This window comes from Nocardia coffeae (assembly GCF_019890715.1).
Lineage (GTDB): Bacteria > Actinomycetota > Actinomycetes > Mycobacteriales > Mycobacteriaceae > Nocardia > Nocardia jiangxiensis.
The window spans coordinates 1,173,398-1,192,373 of record NZ_JAINZY010000001.1 but is presented as its reverse complement, the minus strand read 5'-3'; the positions used below and the strand labels follow the sequence as shown (position 1 = coordinate 1,192,373).

15 protein-coding genes are annotated in these 18,976 nt (G+C 68.2%); 13 read left to right on the top strand and 2 right to left on the bottom strand.

From position 1 onward, the window contains the following. Positions 1–6 precede the first annotated feature (6 nt). Together K7711_RS05075 and K7711_RS05070 are read left to right on the top strand one after the other, a co-directional pair. Positions 7–1,749, top strand: coding sequence for a dipeptide ABC transporter ATP-binding protein (locus K7711_RS05075; RefSeq protein WP_222965258.1), 1,743 nt, complete (start codon positions 7–9; stop codon positions 1,747–1,749). Between the two features lie 341 nt (positions 1,750–2,090). Next, positions 2,091–2,831 (top strand): Fic family protein, encoded by a 741-nt coding sequence (locus tag K7711_RS05070; RefSeq protein WP_222965256.1) that lies wholly within the window; start codon positions 2,091–2,093, stop codon positions 2,829–2,831. 465 nt (positions 2,832–3,296) lie between these two features. Here K7711_RS05070 and K7711_RS05065 read toward each other — a convergent pair whose 3' ends face one another. Continuing rightward, positions 3,297–4,136 carry an HAD family hydrolase gene (locus K7711_RS05065; protein WP_308014580.1) on the bottom strand — a complete coding sequence of 280 codons (840 nt, stop codon included), beginning with the start codon at positions 4,134–4,136 and terminating at the stop codon, positions 3,297–3,299. 470 nt (positions 4,137–4,606) lie between these two features. Here K7711_RS05065 and ssd point away from each other — a divergent pair, with 470 nt between their 5' ends. From ssd to K7711_RS05030, 7 genes are all read left to right on the top strand, one after another. Further along, the gene (gene ssd, locus K7711_RS05060; RefSeq protein ID WP_222965252.1) at positions 4,607–5,695 is read left to right on the top strand and encodes a septum site-determining protein Ssd; all 1,089 of its coding nucleotides are present in this window, start codon (positions 4,607–4,609) and stop codon (positions 5,693–5,695) included. A gap of 412 nt (positions 5,696–6,107) precedes the next feature. Next, complete coding sequence (locus K7711_RS05055) at positions 6,108–7,295, top strand: TadA family conjugal transfer-associated ATPase (RefSeq protein ID WP_222965250.1); 1,188 nt, start codon at positions 6,108–6,110, stop codon at positions 7,293–7,295. Next, positions 7,292–8,089 carry a type II secretion system F family protein gene (locus tag K7711_RS05050; RefSeq protein WP_222965248.1) on the top strand — a complete coding sequence of 266 codons (798 nt, stop codon included), beginning with the start codon at positions 7,292–7,294 and terminating at the stop codon, positions 8,087–8,089. Before K7711_RS05055 ends, K7711_RS05050 begins: the two co-directional genes overlap by 4 nt. 579 nt (positions 8,090–8,668) lie before the next feature. Then, positions 8,669–9,262: a type II secretion system F family protein gene (locus tag K7711_RS05045; RefSeq protein WP_222965246.1), complete on the top strand. Its 594-nt coding sequence runs from the start codon at positions 8,669–8,671 to the stop codon at positions 9,260–9,262. Positions 9,263–9,322: 60 nt separating this feature from the next. After that, positions 9,323–9,535, top strand: coding sequence for a DUF4244 domain-containing protein (locus K7711_RS05040; RefSeq protein ID WP_040828394.1), 213 nt, complete (start codon positions 9,323–9,325; stop codon positions 9,533–9,535). A gap of 71 nt (positions 9,536–9,606) precedes the next feature. Beyond that, positions 9,607–9,921, top strand: a complete 315-nt coding sequence (locus K7711_RS05035) for a TadE family type IV pilus minor pilin (RefSeq protein WP_222965244.1) — start codon at positions 9,607–9,609, stop codon at positions 9,919–9,921. Further along, positions 9,918–10,280: an Rv3654c family TadE-like protein gene (locus K7711_RS05030; protein ID WP_222965242.1), complete on the top strand. Its 363-nt coding sequence runs from the start codon at positions 9,918–9,920 to the stop codon at positions 10,278–10,280. The genes K7711_RS05035 and K7711_RS05030 overlap by 4 nt, the downstream gene beginning before the upstream one ends. Before the next feature lie 308 nt (positions 10,281–10,588). On the opposite strand, the gene sftH is transcribed toward K7711_RS05030, so the two are convergent. Further along, positions 10,589–12,979 carry a DEAD/DEAH box helicase gene (sftH, locus tag K7711_RS05025; RefSeq protein ID WP_222965240.1) on the bottom strand — a complete coding sequence of 797 codons (2,391 nt, stop codon included), beginning with the start codon at positions 12,977–12,979 and terminating at the stop codon, positions 10,589–10,591. Between the two features lie 432 nt (positions 12,980–13,411). Here sftH and K7711_RS05020 point away from each other — a divergent pair, with 432 nt between their 5' ends. The 4 genes from K7711_RS05020 (at position 13,412) to K7711_RS05005 (ending at position 18,718) form a co-directional block, all read left to right on the top strand. Further along, positions 13,412–13,618, top strand: a complete 207-nt coding sequence (locus tag K7711_RS05020) for a cold-shock protein (protein WP_011206895.1) — start codon at positions 13,412–13,414, stop codon at positions 13,616–13,618. A 267-nt stretch (positions 13,619–13,885) separates the two neighbouring features. Next, positions 13,886–16,843, top strand: a complete 2,958-nt coding sequence (gene topA / locus K7711_RS05015) for a type I DNA topoisomerase (protein ID WP_222965238.1) — start codon at positions 13,886–13,888, stop codon at positions 16,841–16,843. Positions 16,844–16,930: 87 nt separating this feature from the next. Next, positions 16,931–17,455 (top strand): mycothiol transferase, encoded by a 525-nt coding sequence (locus K7711_RS05010; RefSeq protein WP_222965236.1) that lies wholly within the window; start codon positions 16,931–16,933, stop codon positions 17,453–17,455. A gap of 63 nt (positions 17,456–17,518) precedes the next feature. Further along, positions 17,519–18,718: a DNA polymerase III subunit delta' gene (locus K7711_RS05005; protein ID WP_222965234.1), complete on the top strand. Its 1,200-nt coding sequence runs from the start codon at positions 17,519–17,521 to the stop codon at positions 18,716–18,718. Positions 18,719–18,976 lie beyond the last annotated feature (258 nt).

Below are 18,976 nucleotides of genomic sequence, written 5' to 3'. Positions count from 1 at the left end.
GCGGAAATGACCGATGCGACGAACACATCCGATGCGCCGACCGATGGCGAGCAGTCCGAGGCCGGTCCACTGCTCGAAATCCGGGACCTGAACGTATCTTTCACGGCCGACCGCAAACAGGTGCCCGCCGTGCGCGGGGTGAATCTGTCCGTGTATCCGGGGCAGACGGTGGCCATCGTGGGGGAGTCCGGATCCGGGAAGTCCACCACCGCCCACGCGATCATCGATCTGCTGCCCGGTACCGGAAAGGTCACCAGCGGCGAAATCCTCTTCGACGGAAAGGATCTCGCCTCGGCCTCGCGCCGGGAGATTCTCGCGGTGCGCGGGAACGGGATCGGTTTCGTCCCGCAGGATCCGATGACGAACCTGAATCCGGTCTGGAAGGTCGGCTTCCAGGTTCGGGAAACGTTGGCGGCCAACGGGATCGCTCGCGGCAAGGAGGCGAGGCAGCAGGCGGTCACGCTGCTCGAGCAGGCGGGCATGCAGGACGCGGCGCAGCGGGTCAACCAGTATCCGCACGAGTTCTCCGGCGGTATGTGCCAGCGTGCGCTGATCGCGATCGGGCTGGCCTGCCGTCCCCGGCTGCTCATCGCCGACGAACCCACCTCCGCGCTGGACGTCACCGTGCAGCGGCGCATCCTCGACCACCTGGACGAACTCACCAGCGAGCTGGGCACGGCGGTGCTGCTGATCACCCACGATCTCGGTCTGGCCGCGGAACGCGCCGAACATCTGGTGGTGATGTATCGCGGGCGCGTGGTGGAATCCGGTCCCGCACTGCGGATTCTGCGCGAACCCCAGCACGAGTACACCAAGCGGCTGGTGCGTTCGGCGCCGTCGCTGGCGGCGCAGCAGCGCGCGTCGGTGAGCCGTCGCGCCGAGGTGCGTGAGCGGGCCGTGCACGTCGCCGAACAGGTCGCCGCAGCCGATGCCGAGGTCGCGTCGGTCACCGACGACGTCCTGGTGGCCGAACGGCTCACGAAGGTGTTCAAGGTGCGCGGCGGTTCACCGTGGAAGTCCGCGCAATTCCGTGCCGTGGACGAGGTTTCGTTCCGGCTGCCGCGCGGGACCACCACGGCCATCGTCGGCGAATCGGGTTCGGGCAAATCGACGGTCGCCAACATGGTGCTGGGTCTGCTCGAACCCACCTCCGGCACGGTGACCTTCGAGGGGAAGTCCATCGCGGATCTGGATCGCAAGGGCACGTTCGCCTTTCGGCGCCGGGTGCAGCCGATCTTCCAGAACCCCTATGGCTCACTGGATCCGATGTATTCGATCTACCGCACCATCGAGGAACCGCTGCGTACCCACCGGATCGGCGATTCGGCCCAGCGGGAGGCCAGGGTGCGCGATCTGCTGGACAAGGTGGCGCTGCCCGCCTCGGTGATGCGCCGATATCCGAACGAGCTGTCCGGCGGTCAACGGCAACGGGTCGCGATCGCCCGCGCGCTGGCCCTGGAGCCCGAGGTGGTGGTGTGCGACGAGGCGGTCTCGGCCCTGGACGTCCTGGTCCAGGCCCAGATCCTGACCCTGCTCAACGACCTGCAGGCCGAACTGGGTCTGTCCTATCTGTTCATCACCCATGACCTGGCCGTGGTCCGGCAGATCGCCGACGACGTCATGGTCATGCAGAACGGCAAGGTCGTCGAGTCCGCCACTACCGACGAGGTCTTCTCCGCGCCCGGCGAGGAGTACACCCGCAACCTGCTCGAGGCCATTCCCGGGCGGGATCTGCTCGGTGCGCGCTGAGCGGTGAACTTGCAGGTGGGAGCTCATATTCGTGGTGAAAATATGCCGCCGAAAGTCTTGACGTGACGGCGCAGAGGAGGACAATGAGATACACATCAGGAAATGCGGAACAGCAGCACATGACCAGCGGAGACGTCTGAAGATGATGTGAGGTTGTTGAGGCACCTGGTCAGGCCCCCGGCACGTCAGCCCCGAGCACGGAACCAAAGCGACGACTGAGGTTCACGGTTCGAGACGTGAGTACCGGGGACTGTTTTTGTCCGGGCCCTGTCGCGCCGTCGTCCCGGGGCCGGGACGATCCCCTCCGTTGGTCATTCCACGCTCGAGTAGCGTGTGCACTCGTGAGCGATGTGCTGCAACCCCTGGTCGATCTGCCCGGTGTGCGTGATGCCGCCGATCGGGCTCGTGACGCGTTGGCCGAGGTGCATCGGCATCAGGCCAATCGCCGGGGATGGCCCACGACGGCCGCGGAGGCCGCGGTGCGTGCGGCGCGGTCGTCGGCGGCGATCGATGGGGGGAGCACCGAGCTGCCCGAGCCCGGGAGTGTCGGGGATCCGATTCTGACCGGCGCGTTGCGGGTCGGGCAGGCATTGGACGGGGAGGCGCTGCAGAATCTGGTCGGCGTGTGGCAGCGGGCTCCGTTGCAGGCGCTGGCCCGGCTGCATCTGCTCGCGGCCGCGGATCTGGTGGGGGACCCCGAACAACTGGGTCGTCCGCGTCCGGGCGGTGAAATAGCCGAGCGGCTGGATCTGCTCGTACAGACCGTGCTGACCTCGAATGCCCCCGCACCCGTCGTCGCGGCGGTGGTGCACGGTGAGTTGCTCACCCTGCGTCCGTTCGGCACGGGCGACGGCGTCGTGGCGCGCGCGGCGTCCAGGCTGGTTTCGGTGTCCAGTGGGCTGGACCCGCACAGTCTGGGTGTGCCGGAGGTGTTCTGGTTGCGTCGGCGGCAGGCGTATCTGGACGCGGGGGCCGCGTTCGGCGCGGGCACGGTCGAGGGCGTCGGCGGCTGGGTCGTGTTGTGCTGCGGTGCATTCGAGGACGGGGCGCGGGAGGCGCGCTCCATCGCCGACAGCGTCTGAGCCTGCGCACACCAAAACGGGCGGCGTGTCGTTTCCGACTTCACCGCCCGCTAGCACGGACCACCTGGTTACCAAGCGTGCTTGTTTGGGTTGTGTTCTGCGGCCTCGGCGATTCCTCGGACCCTGCCGGTTCATCCCCGCAACCTGTGCGAGGCCATCGCCGACAAGAACCCGAATCTCGCAAGCCCACAACGCTGCTGCCCTGTCGCGGCGCGCTCCGCGTGGGTGCCTGGCGCCCGTGCTGGGAAGGTGGGATGGGAGCTCGACGCTTCTCTTCCGCCTCGATCTTGGCCTTCCGTCCTTCCGTGAATCCATTCTTACCTGTGAGTCCCCTCACATTCAAGACCTGCGGAAACATTTTAGAAACCGGCGTGTCGTGCGGCGTTTCGTGGTTCCCTGGAGGGGTTGCGCACCCGTCGTGCAAGCTCGTTTCGGACGGGTGTGAGGGGGTATTCGAGGGCCGTCTCAGTCCCGTCGGCGCAGCAGCCGGTAGCTGATCGCTCCCGCGAGAAGTGCGCTCACCCCGAGCGCGATCGTCGCCGCGACGGTCGTCGTGGACGGGGCCGGGATCCGCGCCCACAGCGAGACCGGATTCGAGAACGTCAGCACCGGCCAGTCGCGAGAGATGGCCTCCCGGCGCAGATTTCGATCCGGATTGACCGCCGTGGGATGCCCCACCGCCGAGAGCATCGGCAGATCGGTCGCCGAATCGGAGTAGGCATAGCACCGAGAGAGGTCGTAACCCTCTGTGGCGCTGAGTTTTTCGATTGCGGTGACTTTGCCCTTGCCGTAGCAGTAGAACTCGACCTCGCCGGTGTACTTACCGTCCTTCACCACCATGCGCGTGGCTTCGGTGTACGTCGCACCCAGTGCGGCGGCGATCGGCGCGACGATCTCCTCGCCGGATGCCGAGACGATCACCACATCGTGGCCACGGATCTTGTGGTCGGCGATCAGATCCGCCGCTTCCGCGTAGATCAGCGGATCGACCAGCTCGTGCAGCGTCTCGGCGACCACGGCGCGCACCTGGGCCACATCCCAGCCCGCGCACATCTTCGTCAGATGCTCGCGCATCCGCTCCATCTGGTCGTGATCAGCGCCGGAGAGCATGTACAGGAAGTGCGCATAACTGCTCTCCAGAACCGTCCGGCGATCGATCAGGCCCTGATCGAAGAACGGCTTGCTGAACACGAACGCGCTGGACTTGGCGATCACCGTCTTGTCCAGATCGAAGAATGCCGCCACCCGTCCCGGGCGCGCACTCGTTCGCTCGCCTCGTTGCCCGTTCGTATCTGTCGCGCTGATCGGATCTTCCGCCGCTGTCTGGTCGCCCTCGGCCGTCACGCGGTCCAGGATAGGGAAATTTCGCCCGGACCGGATGCCCAGGGGCGGCGCGCGCCGCCGAATCGCCCGCCGATCGGATTTGCCGCCTCGATGCCCCGTCGACGGCGAAAACTTCCTCGCCCGCTGCACTTGCGTTTCGGCCCGGCCCTGGGTGTAGTATTGCTGGCACCTGGACATAGTCCAGGCGCGTTCAGCCCGACCCCCCGGGGCTGAACCCCGACGGCCCCAGCCTCCTCCCCCCCCGGCTGGGGCCGTCCTCTATTTCCGGACCGTTTCGTCCGGGCCCCTGCCTCGCTCGGCCTTCGGTCGGCGGCCTTCGTCGGCCTGTTGCGTGGTACCGGGAGTTTCGTTTTTGCTCACACCCCCGGAGTTATCCACAACCGAGCGGTCACCTCTGGTGCCGCAACGTCATCCGGGCCAGGCTGACCTGCATGAATTCCGTTACAGCGGAGCAGCCTCCGGCCCTGACGCTCGTATCCGGACATCGGCTGCGCGAGGAGGTCCGGCGCATCGCGGCCGCTGCCGATCGGCAGTTGGCGGAGCACTCGATGCCGATCGGTAGATACGCCTGGACCGAGGCCGCGCTCGTGATTCTCGACACGGCCGCCGCGCACGAATGCGCTGCGGCCGGGTATCCGCGTCGTGCGGGCACCGTCCTGGTCAGCGAGGGAGAACCCGGGGCCGATCAGTGGGAGGCCGCGATCACCGGTGGCGCCGAGCTGGTGCTCGGCCTGCCCGCGGCCGCGGATCGGCTGATCGAGGTGTTCGCCGAGCCCGCGTCCGCCGCCGAGGGCGGTGGTGCGGTCGTCGCGGTCGTGAGCGCCTGCGGTGGTGCGGGCGCGTCCACGCTGGCCGGTGCGATCGCCTTGACCGCGTCCGCGATTCGCTTCAGCCCCGGCACGATCCTGGTCGACGGCGATCCGTTCGGCGGCGGCCTCGATCTGCTGCTCGGCATCGAATCCGAGGAGGGGCTGCGCTGGCCCGATCTGGTCGTCGAGGACGGCCGGGTGGCCGCGGCAACCCTGCGCGACGCACTGCCCGAGGCCGCGCCCGGCCTGCGCGTATTGGCCTGTGGCCGGGCCACCCCCGATACCGGCCCCACCGAGATCGGTCCCGGTGCGGTGCGCGCGGTTCTCGACGCGGGCCGTGCCGCAGGCGATCTGGTCGTCTGCGATATCTCCCGCGAGCGCGGCCCGCACGCCGATCAGATGCTCGACGGGGCGGATCTGGTCGTCCTCGTCGCGACACCACGGCTGCGCTCGATCGCCGCGGCCCGCGCCACCGTGGCGCATGTGCGCCGCCGAAATCCCAACCAGGCATTGATCGTTCGCGGGCCCGCCCCGGGCGGCCTGCACGGCGACGAGGTCGCCGAGGCGCTCGGCCTCCCGCTGCTGGCCGCGGTCCGCGCCCACCCGGGCCTGTCCGGCCAACTCGAACGCGCCGGCCTGACCACCCCGCGCGGGCCCCTGCGAACTGCCGCCGAATCGGTGCTGTCTCTGTTGACCGGAGACGACCGATGATCCGCCTTGCGGGCGCGTCCGTGCGAAAACACCGCCGCGCCAGGGTCATCCACGAACCGGCATTCGGCGAGGTCATCAGCGATCGAGCACTCGTGATGGATATTCGGCCGGGGGCGACCGATGGCCTCGCAAATGCAAGTGCACCAGCCGGTCTCGGTCGCACACCGGGTGCGGTCACACTGTCCGGCCGCACGCGGATGGCCGTCGCGGCGGTGAGTGCGTCTCTGCCCGGCGAAGGATCGATGAGTTCGTGGCCGGTTTCGGCGACACCGAAACGGCTGCACGGTCCGACCTTTCGCCGATTCGCGGGAGGCGACATCGTGCCTGCACATGGTGGTGCTCGGGATCGAGCGGGTTCGGCCACGAGGGATGTCGGCGCGGCCGGGTTCGTGGTCGGGGAGGTCCGGTGTCGATGAGTGCGTTGGTGACCGACGAGCTGTTGGACCGGGTGCGGGAGAGGCTGGCGGTCGAGTCGGGCGAGCCGGATCCGGCGCGGGTCGCGGCGGCGATCCGGGCCGAAGCGGGTGGGGTGCTCGGGGATACGGATCTGTTGCGGGTGCTGCGGTTGTTGCAGACCGAGATGACCGGGGCCGGGGTGCTCGAACCGCTGCTGCACGATCCGCGGGTGTCGGATGTGCTGGTGACAGCGCCCGATTCGGTGTGGGTGGATCGCGGACAGGGGTTGCAGCGGGCGTCGGTGGTGTTCCAGGACGAGGCCGCGGTACGGCGACTGGCCCAGCGCCTGGCACTGGCCGCGGGGCGACGGCTCGACGACGCGCAGCCGTGGGTGGACGGGCGCTTGCCGGAAGGTACCGGCGTGCTGGGGGATTCGTTCGGTGTGCGACTGCACGCGGTGTTGTCCTCGGTCGCTCCCGGCGGCACCTGCCTGGCGCTGCGGGTGCTGCGCCCGGCGAGTCAGGGCCTGGATGCGCTGGCGGCATCCGGGTCGGTCCCCGCCGAGGCGAAGGCGTTGCTGGAGCGCATCATTCGCGCGAGGCTGGCTTTCCTGGTGGTGGGTGGCACCGGCGCGGGAAAGACCACGCTGCTGTCCGGTCTGCTCGCCGAGGTCGACGCGGCCGAGCGCATCGTGTGCGTCGAGGACGCCGCCGAACTCGCTCCGCCGCATCCCCATGTGGTGCGGTTGGTGGCGCGTCCGCCGAACGTGGAAGGCGCGGGCGCGGTGACCGTTCGCGATCTGGTGCGTCAGGCATTGCGAATGCGCCCGGACCGCATCGTCATCGGTGAGGTGCGCGGCGCCGAGGTCATCGACCTGCTGACCGCACTCAACACCGGCCACGACGGCGGTGCGGGCACCGTGCACGCGAACTCGCCGCGTGAGGTTCCGGCCCGTCTCGAAGCACTGGCGGCACTGGGCGGCTTGGGCAGTGCCGCCCTGCACAGTCAGCTCGCCGCGGCCGTCCAGGTGATTCTGCACGTGTATCGCCGTCCCGACGGCGCGCGTGCGCTGTGCGAGATCGGGCTGGTCGTCCGCGATCCGGACGGCCGGGTCCGCATCGAGGCGGCCTGGCGCACCGACGACGCACCCACCCCCGCGGCCGCATCCCTGCGCCGCCTGCTCGACGAACGGGACGCCCGATGATCCCGCCACTCGCCGTGGCCTGTCTGGCGGCGGCGGTACTCGCCGTGCCTCCCTCGGCAGGTGCCCGGCGCTACCTCGCCTTGTTCGGTGTGCGCAGAGGTATGCGAAAAGTCTCGCCGCACCGGCTGTTCCGGATCGGCGCGTATCTCGGTGTCTCGGGAGCGGCGGTGGCCGGAGTAGGCGCCTTGCTCGCCGCCCTGCTGGTCGCGGTGACGGTCGGTCTGCGTGGCCGACGCTCGGCTCGGGCCCGGCAGCACAGGGTGGAATGCGTTGCGCTGCTGGAAGGTCTGGAGACCGTGATCGGTGAGCTGCGGGTCGGTACGCACCCCAGTGCCGCCGCGGCTGTCGCGGCCGGGGAGGTCCAGGGCGTCGCGGCACGCGCCTTCGCGATCGGCTCGGCCCGCAGCAGGCTCGGCGGATCCGCCGCCGCCGGTCTGCGCAATGCCGAGTCCGTCATCGCCGCCGAACTCGCCCGCATCGCCGACGCCTGGCAACTGGCCGACCAGCACGGCCTGGCCCTGGCCGAACTCCTCGTCGCCGCACGTGCAGACCTGTCCAGCCGCATACGTTTTCGCGACAAGACCACCGCAGCCCTGGCCGGTGCACGAGCCAGCGCCGTAGTCCTCGCCACCCTCCCTCTCCTCGGCATAGCCCTGGGCCACCTGATGAACGCGGCCCCCCTGCAAGTCCTCCTGACCCCCGGCCCAGGCACCGCCCTACTCCCTCTCGGCACAGCCCTGATCTGCGCAGGCCTGCTCTGGGCAGACGCCATCACAGCCCAGGTACCCACATGAGAACCTCACCCGCCACCCCCGAAGCACCCCGAAACCCGCCCAACCACCCACGGTGTTCAGGCGCGGCTGGAGGCTGTGTAGGGCCGGTTGTGGATGGATGTGAGCAAGTTGGATGTGCCCGCGTGTGGGGCCTGGTGCTCGCTGGCGCGGGGTCCCGGCTGTTCGGTTCCGTTGGCGTTCAAGTAGTTCGGGCAGCGGGGGCTGTTGAGCGTACCCGTCAATTCGGGCGTGCCCGGGAGGCGGGACGTGCCTGTCCAGGACTTGCTGTGGACGAATGTGATCAGGGTGCAGACGTTCGAAATGTGGGTCGACGGGGCGATGTATTGCGACCGTCGGGACTTAGCTGTTCGGTAGCCATGGGGATCTCGTGGCAGCGCCGCGGTCGGTGAGGCTGCCTCTGATTTCTCTCGACGAGTCCGAGGTTGTTGTGGCGGTGGTTGTTCCGATCGATCGGCGCGTGGGCGAGGGCCGCGACGGAATGCACGTGCATCGGTTGTCTCGAGCGGGTTTGCGGCGGTGTGGATTGTCGACGGGGACTTGTGTTGTGGCGCTTTCGGATACGACGCGAGGGGAGGGGTGATGGTCGTTTGCGGGCTGCTGTTGTTGGTGGCTGCGCTGGTGTGCGTGCCGGGCGACGCCGCGGCGGCGGCGCTGCGGAGACGGGCGGTGCTTGTTGGGGCACATCGGGTTTCGCGACGTCGGGGTCGCGCCGGTGGTGCGGATCGGTTCGGGACGGCGTCGGCGTTCGATCTGCTGGCGGCCTGTCTGCGGGCGGGCCTGCCGGTCGGTGTCGCGGCTCGTGCGGTGGCCTCGATCGCTCCGCCGGAGCTCGGCACGGCACTGCATCGGGTTGCCGATCTGCTGGCGCTGGGTGCGGATCAGCCTGACGCGTGGCGGCGGGTGGCCCAGGAGGCCGGATCCGCCGATATTCAGGCACTGGCCCGGATGGCGGCGCGTTCGGCCCGCTCGGGCGCGTGCCTGGCGGATGCGGTGAGCGAGTTGGCGGGGCAGTGCCGCGCCGCCGTGGAGGACGCCGCAGCGGCCCGAGCAGAGCGGGCCGGGGTGCTGATCGGCGGACCGCTGGGCCTGTGCTTCCTGCCGGCCTTCGTCTGCCTGGGCATCGTGCCGGTCGTCATCGGCCTGGCCACGCGGGTGCTCGGCGGCGGGCTGTGAGCGACATGCGAGACCTCCGGCGCGGAACGCCCGTGCCGGTGACAGAGAAAGGGGAGATCGATGCGGGTGGCGGTTCGATCGGCAGTACTGGAGTTGCGTGCGCGCCTGCTGCGAGCGTTGGTCGCCGAGGAGGGGATGAGCACCGCCGAATACGCGATCGGCACGGTGGCTGCCGCGGCGTTCGGAGCGGTGCTCTATTCGGTGGTGACGGGCGATTCCATCGTGAACGCCCTGACGAAGATCATCGACAAGGCACTCGCCACCTCGGTGTGAGACGTGGTCGCGCACAGGGGATACGCACGCTCGCAACGGTTCCGCGGTGCGGAACCGGCGAACGGGGCGCGGTGACGGTGGAGGCGGCCATCGCGCTGGCCGCCCTCCTCGTCGTGGTCGTGCTGTGCCTGGGGACGCTGCTGGCCGCCGCCGCACAGGTGCGCTGTGTGGACGCCGCGCGCGAGGCGGCACGGCTGGCGGCGCGCGGTGCGGACGCCGAGGCGAAACCGGCGGCGCTGCGGGTGGCGCCGACCGGTGCGGAGGTCTCCCTCCGCACCGACGGCGATCAGGTGATCGCAGTCGTCTCGGTGCGGGTGCCGCTGCTGCCGATGCTCAGGCTGCATGCCGATGCGGTCGCGATCCGGGAACCGGGTGAGTCCGGATGACGTCCCGGCAGGCCGAGCGCGGCGCGGCCACCGTGGCGGCCTGCCTGGCCCTGACCGCCCTGCTCGCCGCAACGCTGTTGTTCGTGCAGGTCGGCGTGGTGATCGTGGCTCGACATCGGGCGCAGGCCGCAGCGGATCTCGGTGCGCTGGCAGCCGCCGGTGCGTCCAGGACCGGGGACGATGCCTGTGCTCGGGCCCGCGATCTCGGGCAGCGCATGCGAGTTCGGGTGCGGACCTGCACGGTCGTCGACTGGGACGTCACCGTGGTCGCCGAGGTCACCGCATCGCTGGGTCCGCTCGGCAGTCCGGATGTTCGGGCCATCGCACGCGCGGGACCGGTGGAGGAACAAGGCCGATGAATACCGAGCGGTTGGTGTTCAAAGAATGCGCAAGAGTTGATGATCTGTGTTCGGCCATATGTCCCGGAGGGGCAATTTGGACATGTGAACAATTGCGATCCGTTGATTTTCAATTGATTGATGAAGTGTCATTGACGGCATTCGACTTCAGATTCTTTAAGGAATCGGCAACGAGCTAGTTAACATGAACGCGTTTCACATCAGTCATGCGGCAGAGCCGCTGTATGTGACGCCAACCGCATCGCGGGCATCGTCCGAGTTGCCGACGATTCGAGTCGCGGTCCGGCATCGAGCGGATGACCACCGCGTCACGAGACGGACCGATCGTCGTCATCGTCGGGAAGTTCGGCGACCACCGCGGTCAACAGGGCCGCGGCCCCCGCCTTGTCCAGCGGCTGATTACCGTTGCCGCACTTGGGTGACTGTACACAGGACGGGCATCCGCTCGGGCAGCCACACGACTCGATCACCGCCAGAGTCGCCCGCAGCCAGGTGCGCAGCCGCTGGAAGCCGCGCTCGGCGAAGCCCGCGCCGCCGGGATGCCCGTCGTGGACGAAGACGGTGGGCAGCCCGGTGTCGGGATGTTCGGCCGTGGACACCCCGCCGATATCCCAGCGGTCGCAGCTGGCCACCAGCGGCAGCATCCCGATCGCGGCATGTTCGGCGGCGTGTAGTGCGCCGGGCGCGCGCCGCGGGTCGATTCCGGCGCGGGCCAGCAGTGCCGGTGTCACGGTGTACAGCACGGCGCGGGTCGGCAGGGTCTGTTCCGGCAGGTCCAGCTCCACCAGGTCGAGCACCTCACCGGTGGGAAGTGTGCGCAGATAGCCGACCACCTGTCGGCTCACCCGCACCTGCGCCAGGGCCGTGGTGACCGGGCCGTGCGCACGTTCGGCGTCGATGTCGTCGATCGCGATGGACGTGACCGCACGGGCACTGGTCGTCCAGCCGGGCTGATCGGCGTGGACGAAGGCCACCCCACTGTCGAGATCCAGCTCGTCCACCACATAGGTCTCGCCCTGATGCAGGTGCACCGCGCCGGGATGCAGGGTCGCCGGGGCCCGGCCGGCATCGGTCGTGCCGAGCATGCGTCCGGTCTCCTGGTCGACGATGGCCACCGTCGAGCCGATGCCGCCGCGCACGTCGACCTCGTCGTGCGGCCGCACCGCAGCGGTCATATGCCACCGCGCCGGGCCCTTCGCCGGTCGCCGTCGCCGGACGAGCCCCTGATCGGCCAGGTCGGTGATCAGACTGGCCGCCCCGAACTCGTCGACCTCGGCATCGGTCAGCGGATTCTCCATCGCCGCGCACAGCAGATGAGGCCCGAGGACGTACGGGTTGTGCGGGTCGGTGATCGTCGCCTCGACCGGGCGTCCCAGCAGCGCGTCCGGGTTCCGGACCAGGTAGGTGTCCAACGGGTCGTCCCGGGCGACCAGCATCACCAGCGACCCCTGCGCGCGCCGCCCGGCCCGCCCGGCCTGCTGCCAGAACGAGGCGACCGTCCCGGGAAATCCCGCGACGACCACGGCATCGAGCCCCGCGATATCCACGCCGAGTTCGAGCGCGTTCGTGGTCGCGGCCCCCAGCAGGGCGCCGTCGGACAGCGCTGCTTCCAGTTCGCGGCGGTCCTCGGCGAGATATCCGGCCCGGTAGGCGGCCACTCGGCGGCCGAGTTCCGGGTCGACCTCGGCGAGCATGCGGCGCGTCTCCATGGCCACCACCTCCGCGGCCCGCCGTGAACGCACGAAGGTCAGCGTGCGCGCGCCCTCGACCACCAGGTCGGTCATGATCCGCGCTGCCTCGGCAGTGGCCGGTCGCCGCACCGGCGCGCCGTTCTCGCCGGTCACCGTGGTGAGCAGCGCCGGTTCCCACAGTGCGACCGTGCGCGCCCCCTGCGGTGACCCGTCCTCGGTGACGGCCTCGCACGGCGCGCCGATCAGCCGCGACGCGGCCGCGGCCGGATCGGCGGTGGTGGCCGAGCACAGGATGAACACCGGATCGGCCCCGTAGTGCGCCGCCAACCGGCGCAACCGCCGCAGCACGAGCGCTACGTGCGAACCGAATACACCCCGGTAGGAATGGCATTCGTCGACCACCACGTAGCGCAGCCGCCGCAGCACCCGCGCCCACCGCTGATGTGCGCGCAACATGCTCAGATGCAGCATGTCGGGGTTGGTGAAGATCCACCGGCCGTTGGCGCGCACCCACTGGCGGATCTCGGCGGAGGTGTCGCCGTCGTAGGGCGCTGCATGGATATCGCGCAGCGGGCCTTCGTGCGTGAGTTCGCCGATCGCGCGCAGTTGGTCCGCACCGAGCGCTTTTGTGGGCGAGATATACAGCGCGGTGGCCCGCGGATCCTCTTGCAATGCCGTGAGCACCGGCAGCTGATAACCGAGGGATTTACCGGATGCGGTTCCCGTGGAAACCACGACATGTGTTCCGGCAGCGGCCAACTCGGCAGTGCGGGTCTGATGCGACCAGGGATTGTCCAGACCGGTATTTCGTAACGCTTCGATCACGTCCGGTGATACCCAGCCCGGCCATGTCGTGACCTGCGCCGCACGCGCGGGTAATTCGGTGACATGGGTGAGACGATCGGTACTGTCGGCCAGTCCGATTCGGACACGATTGAGCAACGATCGCCCATAGCTCGATCCGGTTCCGCGCGCTGCGGCGGTCGTCGTGTCGGCGGGATCTAGCAAGCCGGGTCCTCGACACGCACAAAATGTGCGAAAGCTGTGTGCCGTGCGAGGCCAACCAGCGCATTCACTTCCGAGTAGCGATCTGTGTCACAGCTCGTTTGCCTGACACTCGCTCGGTTATCCGGAAGCAAACCTACCTCGAGTACGGATTTGGGCATTGTGCCCCTTACCTGCGCATTCGCAAGATCATCTTTTTTGCAAATTGTCGGTAACCCGACTGTCGAATTGCTCGAAGACATGGTTCACTGGTTCCTGGTCGCAAGCTTCTGTGTTCGAGGGAACGGATCAAAGGTCCAAACCATCAGCAGGATCGATGTTGCGAACGCCGTGCTTAGTGCTTCCTGCAGGGGGAACAGAGTACAGCGGTCGGAACGGACCCGGTGGACGAACCTACCTTGTCCGCCGTTCCGGTATGGAAAGAGAAGGAACAGAATGGCACAGGGAACTGTGAAGTGGTTCAACGCGGAGAAGGGGTTCGGCTTCATCGCGCCCGAGGACGGCTCCGCTGACGTCTTCGTCCACTACTCCGAGATCCAGGGTTCGGGCTTCCGCACCCTCGAGGAGAACCAGAAGGTCGAATTCGAGGTTGGCCAGGGCACCAAGGGCCCGCAGGCCACCGGAGTTCGTGCGCTCAGCTGAGCACTCGAACTTACTCAAACGGAAAGCTCGTCCCTCACCGCCCACGGCGGTGGGGGACGAGTCATATCCGGGGCAAGTACACTCGACCGCAAAACGGGGCTATCAACTCGCCGTACCAGAGGTGCTGCGGACCTGCCGTACCACCGGTACAGCAGATGAACAGGGTATAAACGTCTCTGGCAGGGGACATCTGTTCCCTACGCTTGCCCCAGCCGCGCGCAGCGCCTCCCCGCGCCGCGCGGGTCGACAGGAAAGGTGTGTTCGCCGGTGGCAACACGAGACCGCGGTGCAACGCCGAACTCCGAGGCAGGGTCCGATGCGGGCAGCCAGGTGCGTCGTCTCGTCATCGTCGAGTCACCGACGAAGGCCCGTAAGATCGCCCCGTACCTCGGCCGTGGATACGTCGTGGAGGCGTCCGTCGGCCACATCCGAGATCTGCCGCGGGGTGCGGCGGACGTGCCCGCCAAATACAAGGGCCAGTCCTGGGCGCGCTTGGGTGTCGACGTCGATCACGACTTCGAGCCCATCTATGTGGTCAGCCCGGACAAGAAGGCCAAGGTCTCCGAGCTGAAGAACCTGCTCAAGGACGCCGACGAGCTCTATCTCGCCACCGACCCCGACCGCGAGGGCGAGGCGATCGCGTGGCATCTGCTCGAGACGCTCAAGCCCAAGGTGCCGGTCCGGCGCATGGTGTTCCACGAGATCACCGAACCCGCCATCCGCGCGGCCGCCGCCGACACCCGGGAGCTGGACAACGACCTGGTCGACGCGCAGGAGACCAGGCGGATCCTGGACCGGCTGTACGGCTACGAGGTCAGCCCGGTGCTGTGGAAGAAGGTCATGCCGCGGTTGTCGGCGGGCCGGGTGCAGTCCGTGGCGACCCGCATCGTCGTGCAGCGCGAACGTGAGCGCATGGCGTTCCGCTCGGCGGAGTACTGGGATATCGCCGCGAAATTCGACGCGGGCAGCGGCGAGGCCGATGCGGCCAACCCGCGGACCTTCGGCGCTCGCCTGGTCACTGTGGCCGGTTCGCGGGTCGCGGGCGGCCGTGATTTCGGTTCCGACGGGCAGTTGAAGACCGCCAGTGGCGTCACGGTGCTGGACGAGGCATACGCCCGTCGGCTCGCCGCGGCCCTGGACGGCGCCGATTTCCAGGTGACCTCGGTCGAGTCGAAGCCTTATACGCGTCGGCCGTACGCGCCGTTCATGACTTCCACGTTGCAGCAGGAGGCCGCGCGCAAGTTGCGGTTCACCTCCGAGCGCACCATGCGGGTCGCCCAGCGGCTCTACGAAAACGGCTACATCACCTATATGCGTACCGACTCGACCACGTTGTCGGAGTCGGCGATCGCCGCCGCGCGGGCGCAGGCCACGCAGTTGTACGGCGCCGAATTCGTCCACCCGACGCCGCGCCAGTACACCCGCAAGGTCAAGAACGCGCAGGAGGCGCACGAGGCGATCCGTCCGTCGGGCGACACCTTCGCCACGCCCGGTCAGCTGCACGCACGTCTGGACCACGACGAGTTTCGGCTGTACGAGCTGATCTGGCAGCGCACGGTCGCCTCGCAGATGGCCGATGCCCGCGGCACCACGCTGACCGTCCGGATCACCGGCCACGCCGGTCTGGACGAGGGGCGGATTCCGTGCGTGTTCTCCGCGTCGGGTCGCACGATCACCTTCGCGGGTTTCCTCAAGGCGTATGTGGAGAGCGTCGACGAGGATTCGGGCAGCCAGTCCGACGACGCCGAATCCCGTCTTCCCGCGCTGTCCGAGGGGCAGGAGGTCGCCGCGGCCGAGCTGACTCCCGAGGGCCACACCACCAATCCGCCGCCGCGCTACAACGAGGCGTCGCTGGTCAAGGCGCTCGAGGAATTGGGCATCGGCCGCCCGTCCACCTATGCCTCGATCATCAAGACCATCCTCGATCGCGGATACGTCTACAAGCGCGGTAACGCGCTCGTGCCCTCGTGGGTGGCGTTCGCCGTCATCGGACTGCTCGAGGCGTACTTCGGCCGACTCGTCGATTTCGATTTCACCGCGGCCATGGAGGACGATCTCGACGCCATCGCCGGTGGACGCGAGCAGCGCGGAAACTGGTTGACCAGCTTCTACTTCGGTGGTGATCACGGTGCGGAGGATTCGATCGCGCGCACCGGCGGCCTGAAGAAGATGGTCGGCGGGCAGCTCGACGACATCGATGCCCGCTCGGTCAACTCGATCAAGTTGTTCGCCGACGATCAGGGTCGTGATGTGGTGGTCCGGGTCGGGCGGTTCGGGCCGTATCTCGAGCGGATGGTCGTCAATCCGGATGATCCCGACGGCGATCCGGTGTCGCAGCGTGCCAATCTGCCCGACGATCTGCCGCCGGACGAGCTGACCCCCGAGGTGGCGGAGAAACTGTTCTCCACCCCGCAGGAGGGACGTTCGCTGGGCAACGATCCGGAGACGGGTCATCGGATCGTGGCCAAAGAGGGACGTTTCGGCCCCTATGTGACAGAGGTTCTGCCCGAGCCCGAGGACGACGGCGAGCCCAAGAAGGGCGCGAAGAAGGCCAACGCGCCCAAGCCGCGCACGGGATCGCTGTTCAAGTCGATGGATCTGTCCACGATCACCCTCGAGGACGCGCTGTTGCTGCTGTCGCTGCCGCGGGTGGTCGGCAAGGATCCCGAATCCGGCGACGAGATCACCGCGCAGAACGGGCGTTACGGCCCGTATCTGAAGAAGGGCACCGATTCGCGGTCGCTGACCAGCGAGGATCAGATCTTCTCGGTGACCCTCGAGGAGGCGCTGAAGATCTACTCCGAGCCCAAGCGCCGGGGCCGGCAGGCCGCCAGCGCCGCGCCGCTGCGGGAACTCGGCAACGATTCGACCACCGGTAAGCCGATGGTGATCAAGGACGGCCGGTTCGGACCGTACGTCACCGACGGCGAGACCAATGCCAGCCTGCGCAAGGGTGACGAGGTCGAGTCGATCACCGATGACCGGGCCTCGGAACTGCTCGCCGATCGCCGGGCCAAGGCTCCGGTGAAGAAGGCCGTGAAGAAGACGGCCAAGAAGGCGGCGGCGAAGAAGGCGCCGGCCAAGAAGGCCACGGCCGCGAAGAAGACCGCGGCGAAGAAGACCACCACCGCCGCAGCGGAGAAGACGGCCGCGAAGAAGACTGCCGCCAAGAAGACCACGGCTGCGAAGACCACCGCTCGAAAGACGGCCACAGCCAAGTCGTAATGGCGGGAATCGGTCGCTGTCCGATTTCTGTCGGTGCCCTGCCGTAGCGTGTCGCCATCCCGGCACGCTTCAGCGGAAGGACATCCGATGCCCGCACCCTCGACCGAGCGCCGCGATCAGGAGCGGGAAGACCTGATCGCGATGCTCGCCTCGCAACGTGAGCTGTTCCGGATAACCCTGCGTGGCATCGATGATGCGCAAGCGCGCCAGCGCAGTACCGTCAGCGAGTTGACCCTCGGCGGTCTGCTGCACCACCTGGTCCACTGTGAACAGCTGTGGACATCGGTCATCGTGGAACGCGACGAGAACTCGAAACTTGATGTGTCGCAGTTCGATTCGGAATACCGGATGGCACCGGAGGAAACTGTCGAGGGGCTGCTGAAGGAGTGGGATACGCTGGCGGACAACACCACTCGGCTGATCCGGGAGGTGGATGATCTGGATGTCTCGATTCCCACCCCGACCTCGCCGTGGGGTCCCGAACGTGTCTGGTGGACAGTGCGTTTCACGTTGCTGCACATCTTCCGGGAGATCGCTCATCACAGCGGCCACGCCGACATCATCCGTGAGGCGCTGGACGGCGCGAACTCCACCTATCAGCGCGCGGGCTGATCCGGGGCGTGCCTCCCGGGTGGACCGCGGAGGCTGTCGGTGGTGGCCGCTAGGGTGTATGCCGTGGCGGGTGTCTTCGATCGGCTGGTCGGCCAGGATGCGGTCGAGTCCGAACTGACCGCTGCCGCGGTCGCCGCGCGCAGCGGGGTCTCGTCGTCGGCGATGACGCATTCGTGGTTGTTCACCGGGCCGCCCGGGTCCGGCAGATCGGTTGCGGCACTGTGCTTCGCGGCCGCGCTGCAGTGCACCGATCCGGGTGCGCCAGGCTGTGGGCACTGTCACGCGTGCACCACCACCATGGCGGGGACGCACGGCGATGTGCGCCGGGTGATTCCCGAGGGGCTGAGCATCGGCACCAAGGAGATGCGCGAGATCGTCCAGGTGGCCTCCCGCAGGCCCAGTACCGGGCGCTGGCAGGTGGTGCTGGTCGAGGATGCCGACAGATTGACCGAGGCGGCCGGAAATGTGCTGCTCAAGGTGGTCGAGGAGCCGCCAGAGCGCACGGTGTTCCTGTTGTGTGCGCCGTCGGTGGATCCGGAGGACATCGCGGTCACGCTGCGTTCGCGGTGCCGTCATATGCATCTGGTCACTCCCTCGGTCGACTCGATCGCTCAGGTCCTGCGCGAGCGCGACGGTCTGGACGCCGAGACCGCCGGGTGGGCGGCCTCGATCAGCGGCGGTCACGTCGGGCGGGCGCGTCGCCTGGCCACCGACGAGGAGTCCAGAAGCCGCCGCAAGCGCGCGCTGGCTCTGGTCGCGGCCACCGCGCGTCCCGCAGTCGCCTACACCGCCGCCGATGAGCTGGTCAAATCCGCGGAGGAGGAAGCCAAGCAGGTCAGCGCCACTCGCGACGAACGTGAGCGCGAGGAGCTCGCGACCGCCCTGGGCGCGGGCGGCACCGGCAAGGGCACCGCCTCGGCGACCCGCGGTTCGGCCGGTGTGCTCAAGGATCTCGAACGTCGCCAGAAATCCCGCGCCACCCGCACCAGTCGCGATTCGCTGGACCGGGCCCTGATCGACGTCGCGGGTTTCTACCGCGACGCCCTCGCCGTTCGTATGACCGGCCCTGCTCGCCCGGTCACCCTCACCCATCCCGATCTGCGCGACGAGATCCGCGATCTCGCCACCGAGGTCCCTCCCGAGGGCCTGCTGCGCTCGATCGAAGCCGTCCTGCACTGCCGCGAAGCCCTCGACACCAACGTCAAACCCCGCTTCGCGGTAGCCGCCATGGTTGCCACCCTCATCGCCGCCCGCACCCGCTGATCCGCCGGACGTTCCATCGGATCATTCCGCAGCTGGGCCCGACTGCGGCACCGCGACCATCAGGGCGCGCAGCAGCACATCGACGGCTGCGGTCCTGGTGCATGCGACCATGAAAGTTGCGGGCTCGGAGGAACGGAATCAGCTCCGCAACGCCGATCACCATCATCGCGCTGACCGGGGTCAGCGCGCCTTGTGATGCCCTGGCGGAGTTCGCTTTCCGTGTGTCGGGATGTCGGCGAGTGCAGGCATCGTCGATGC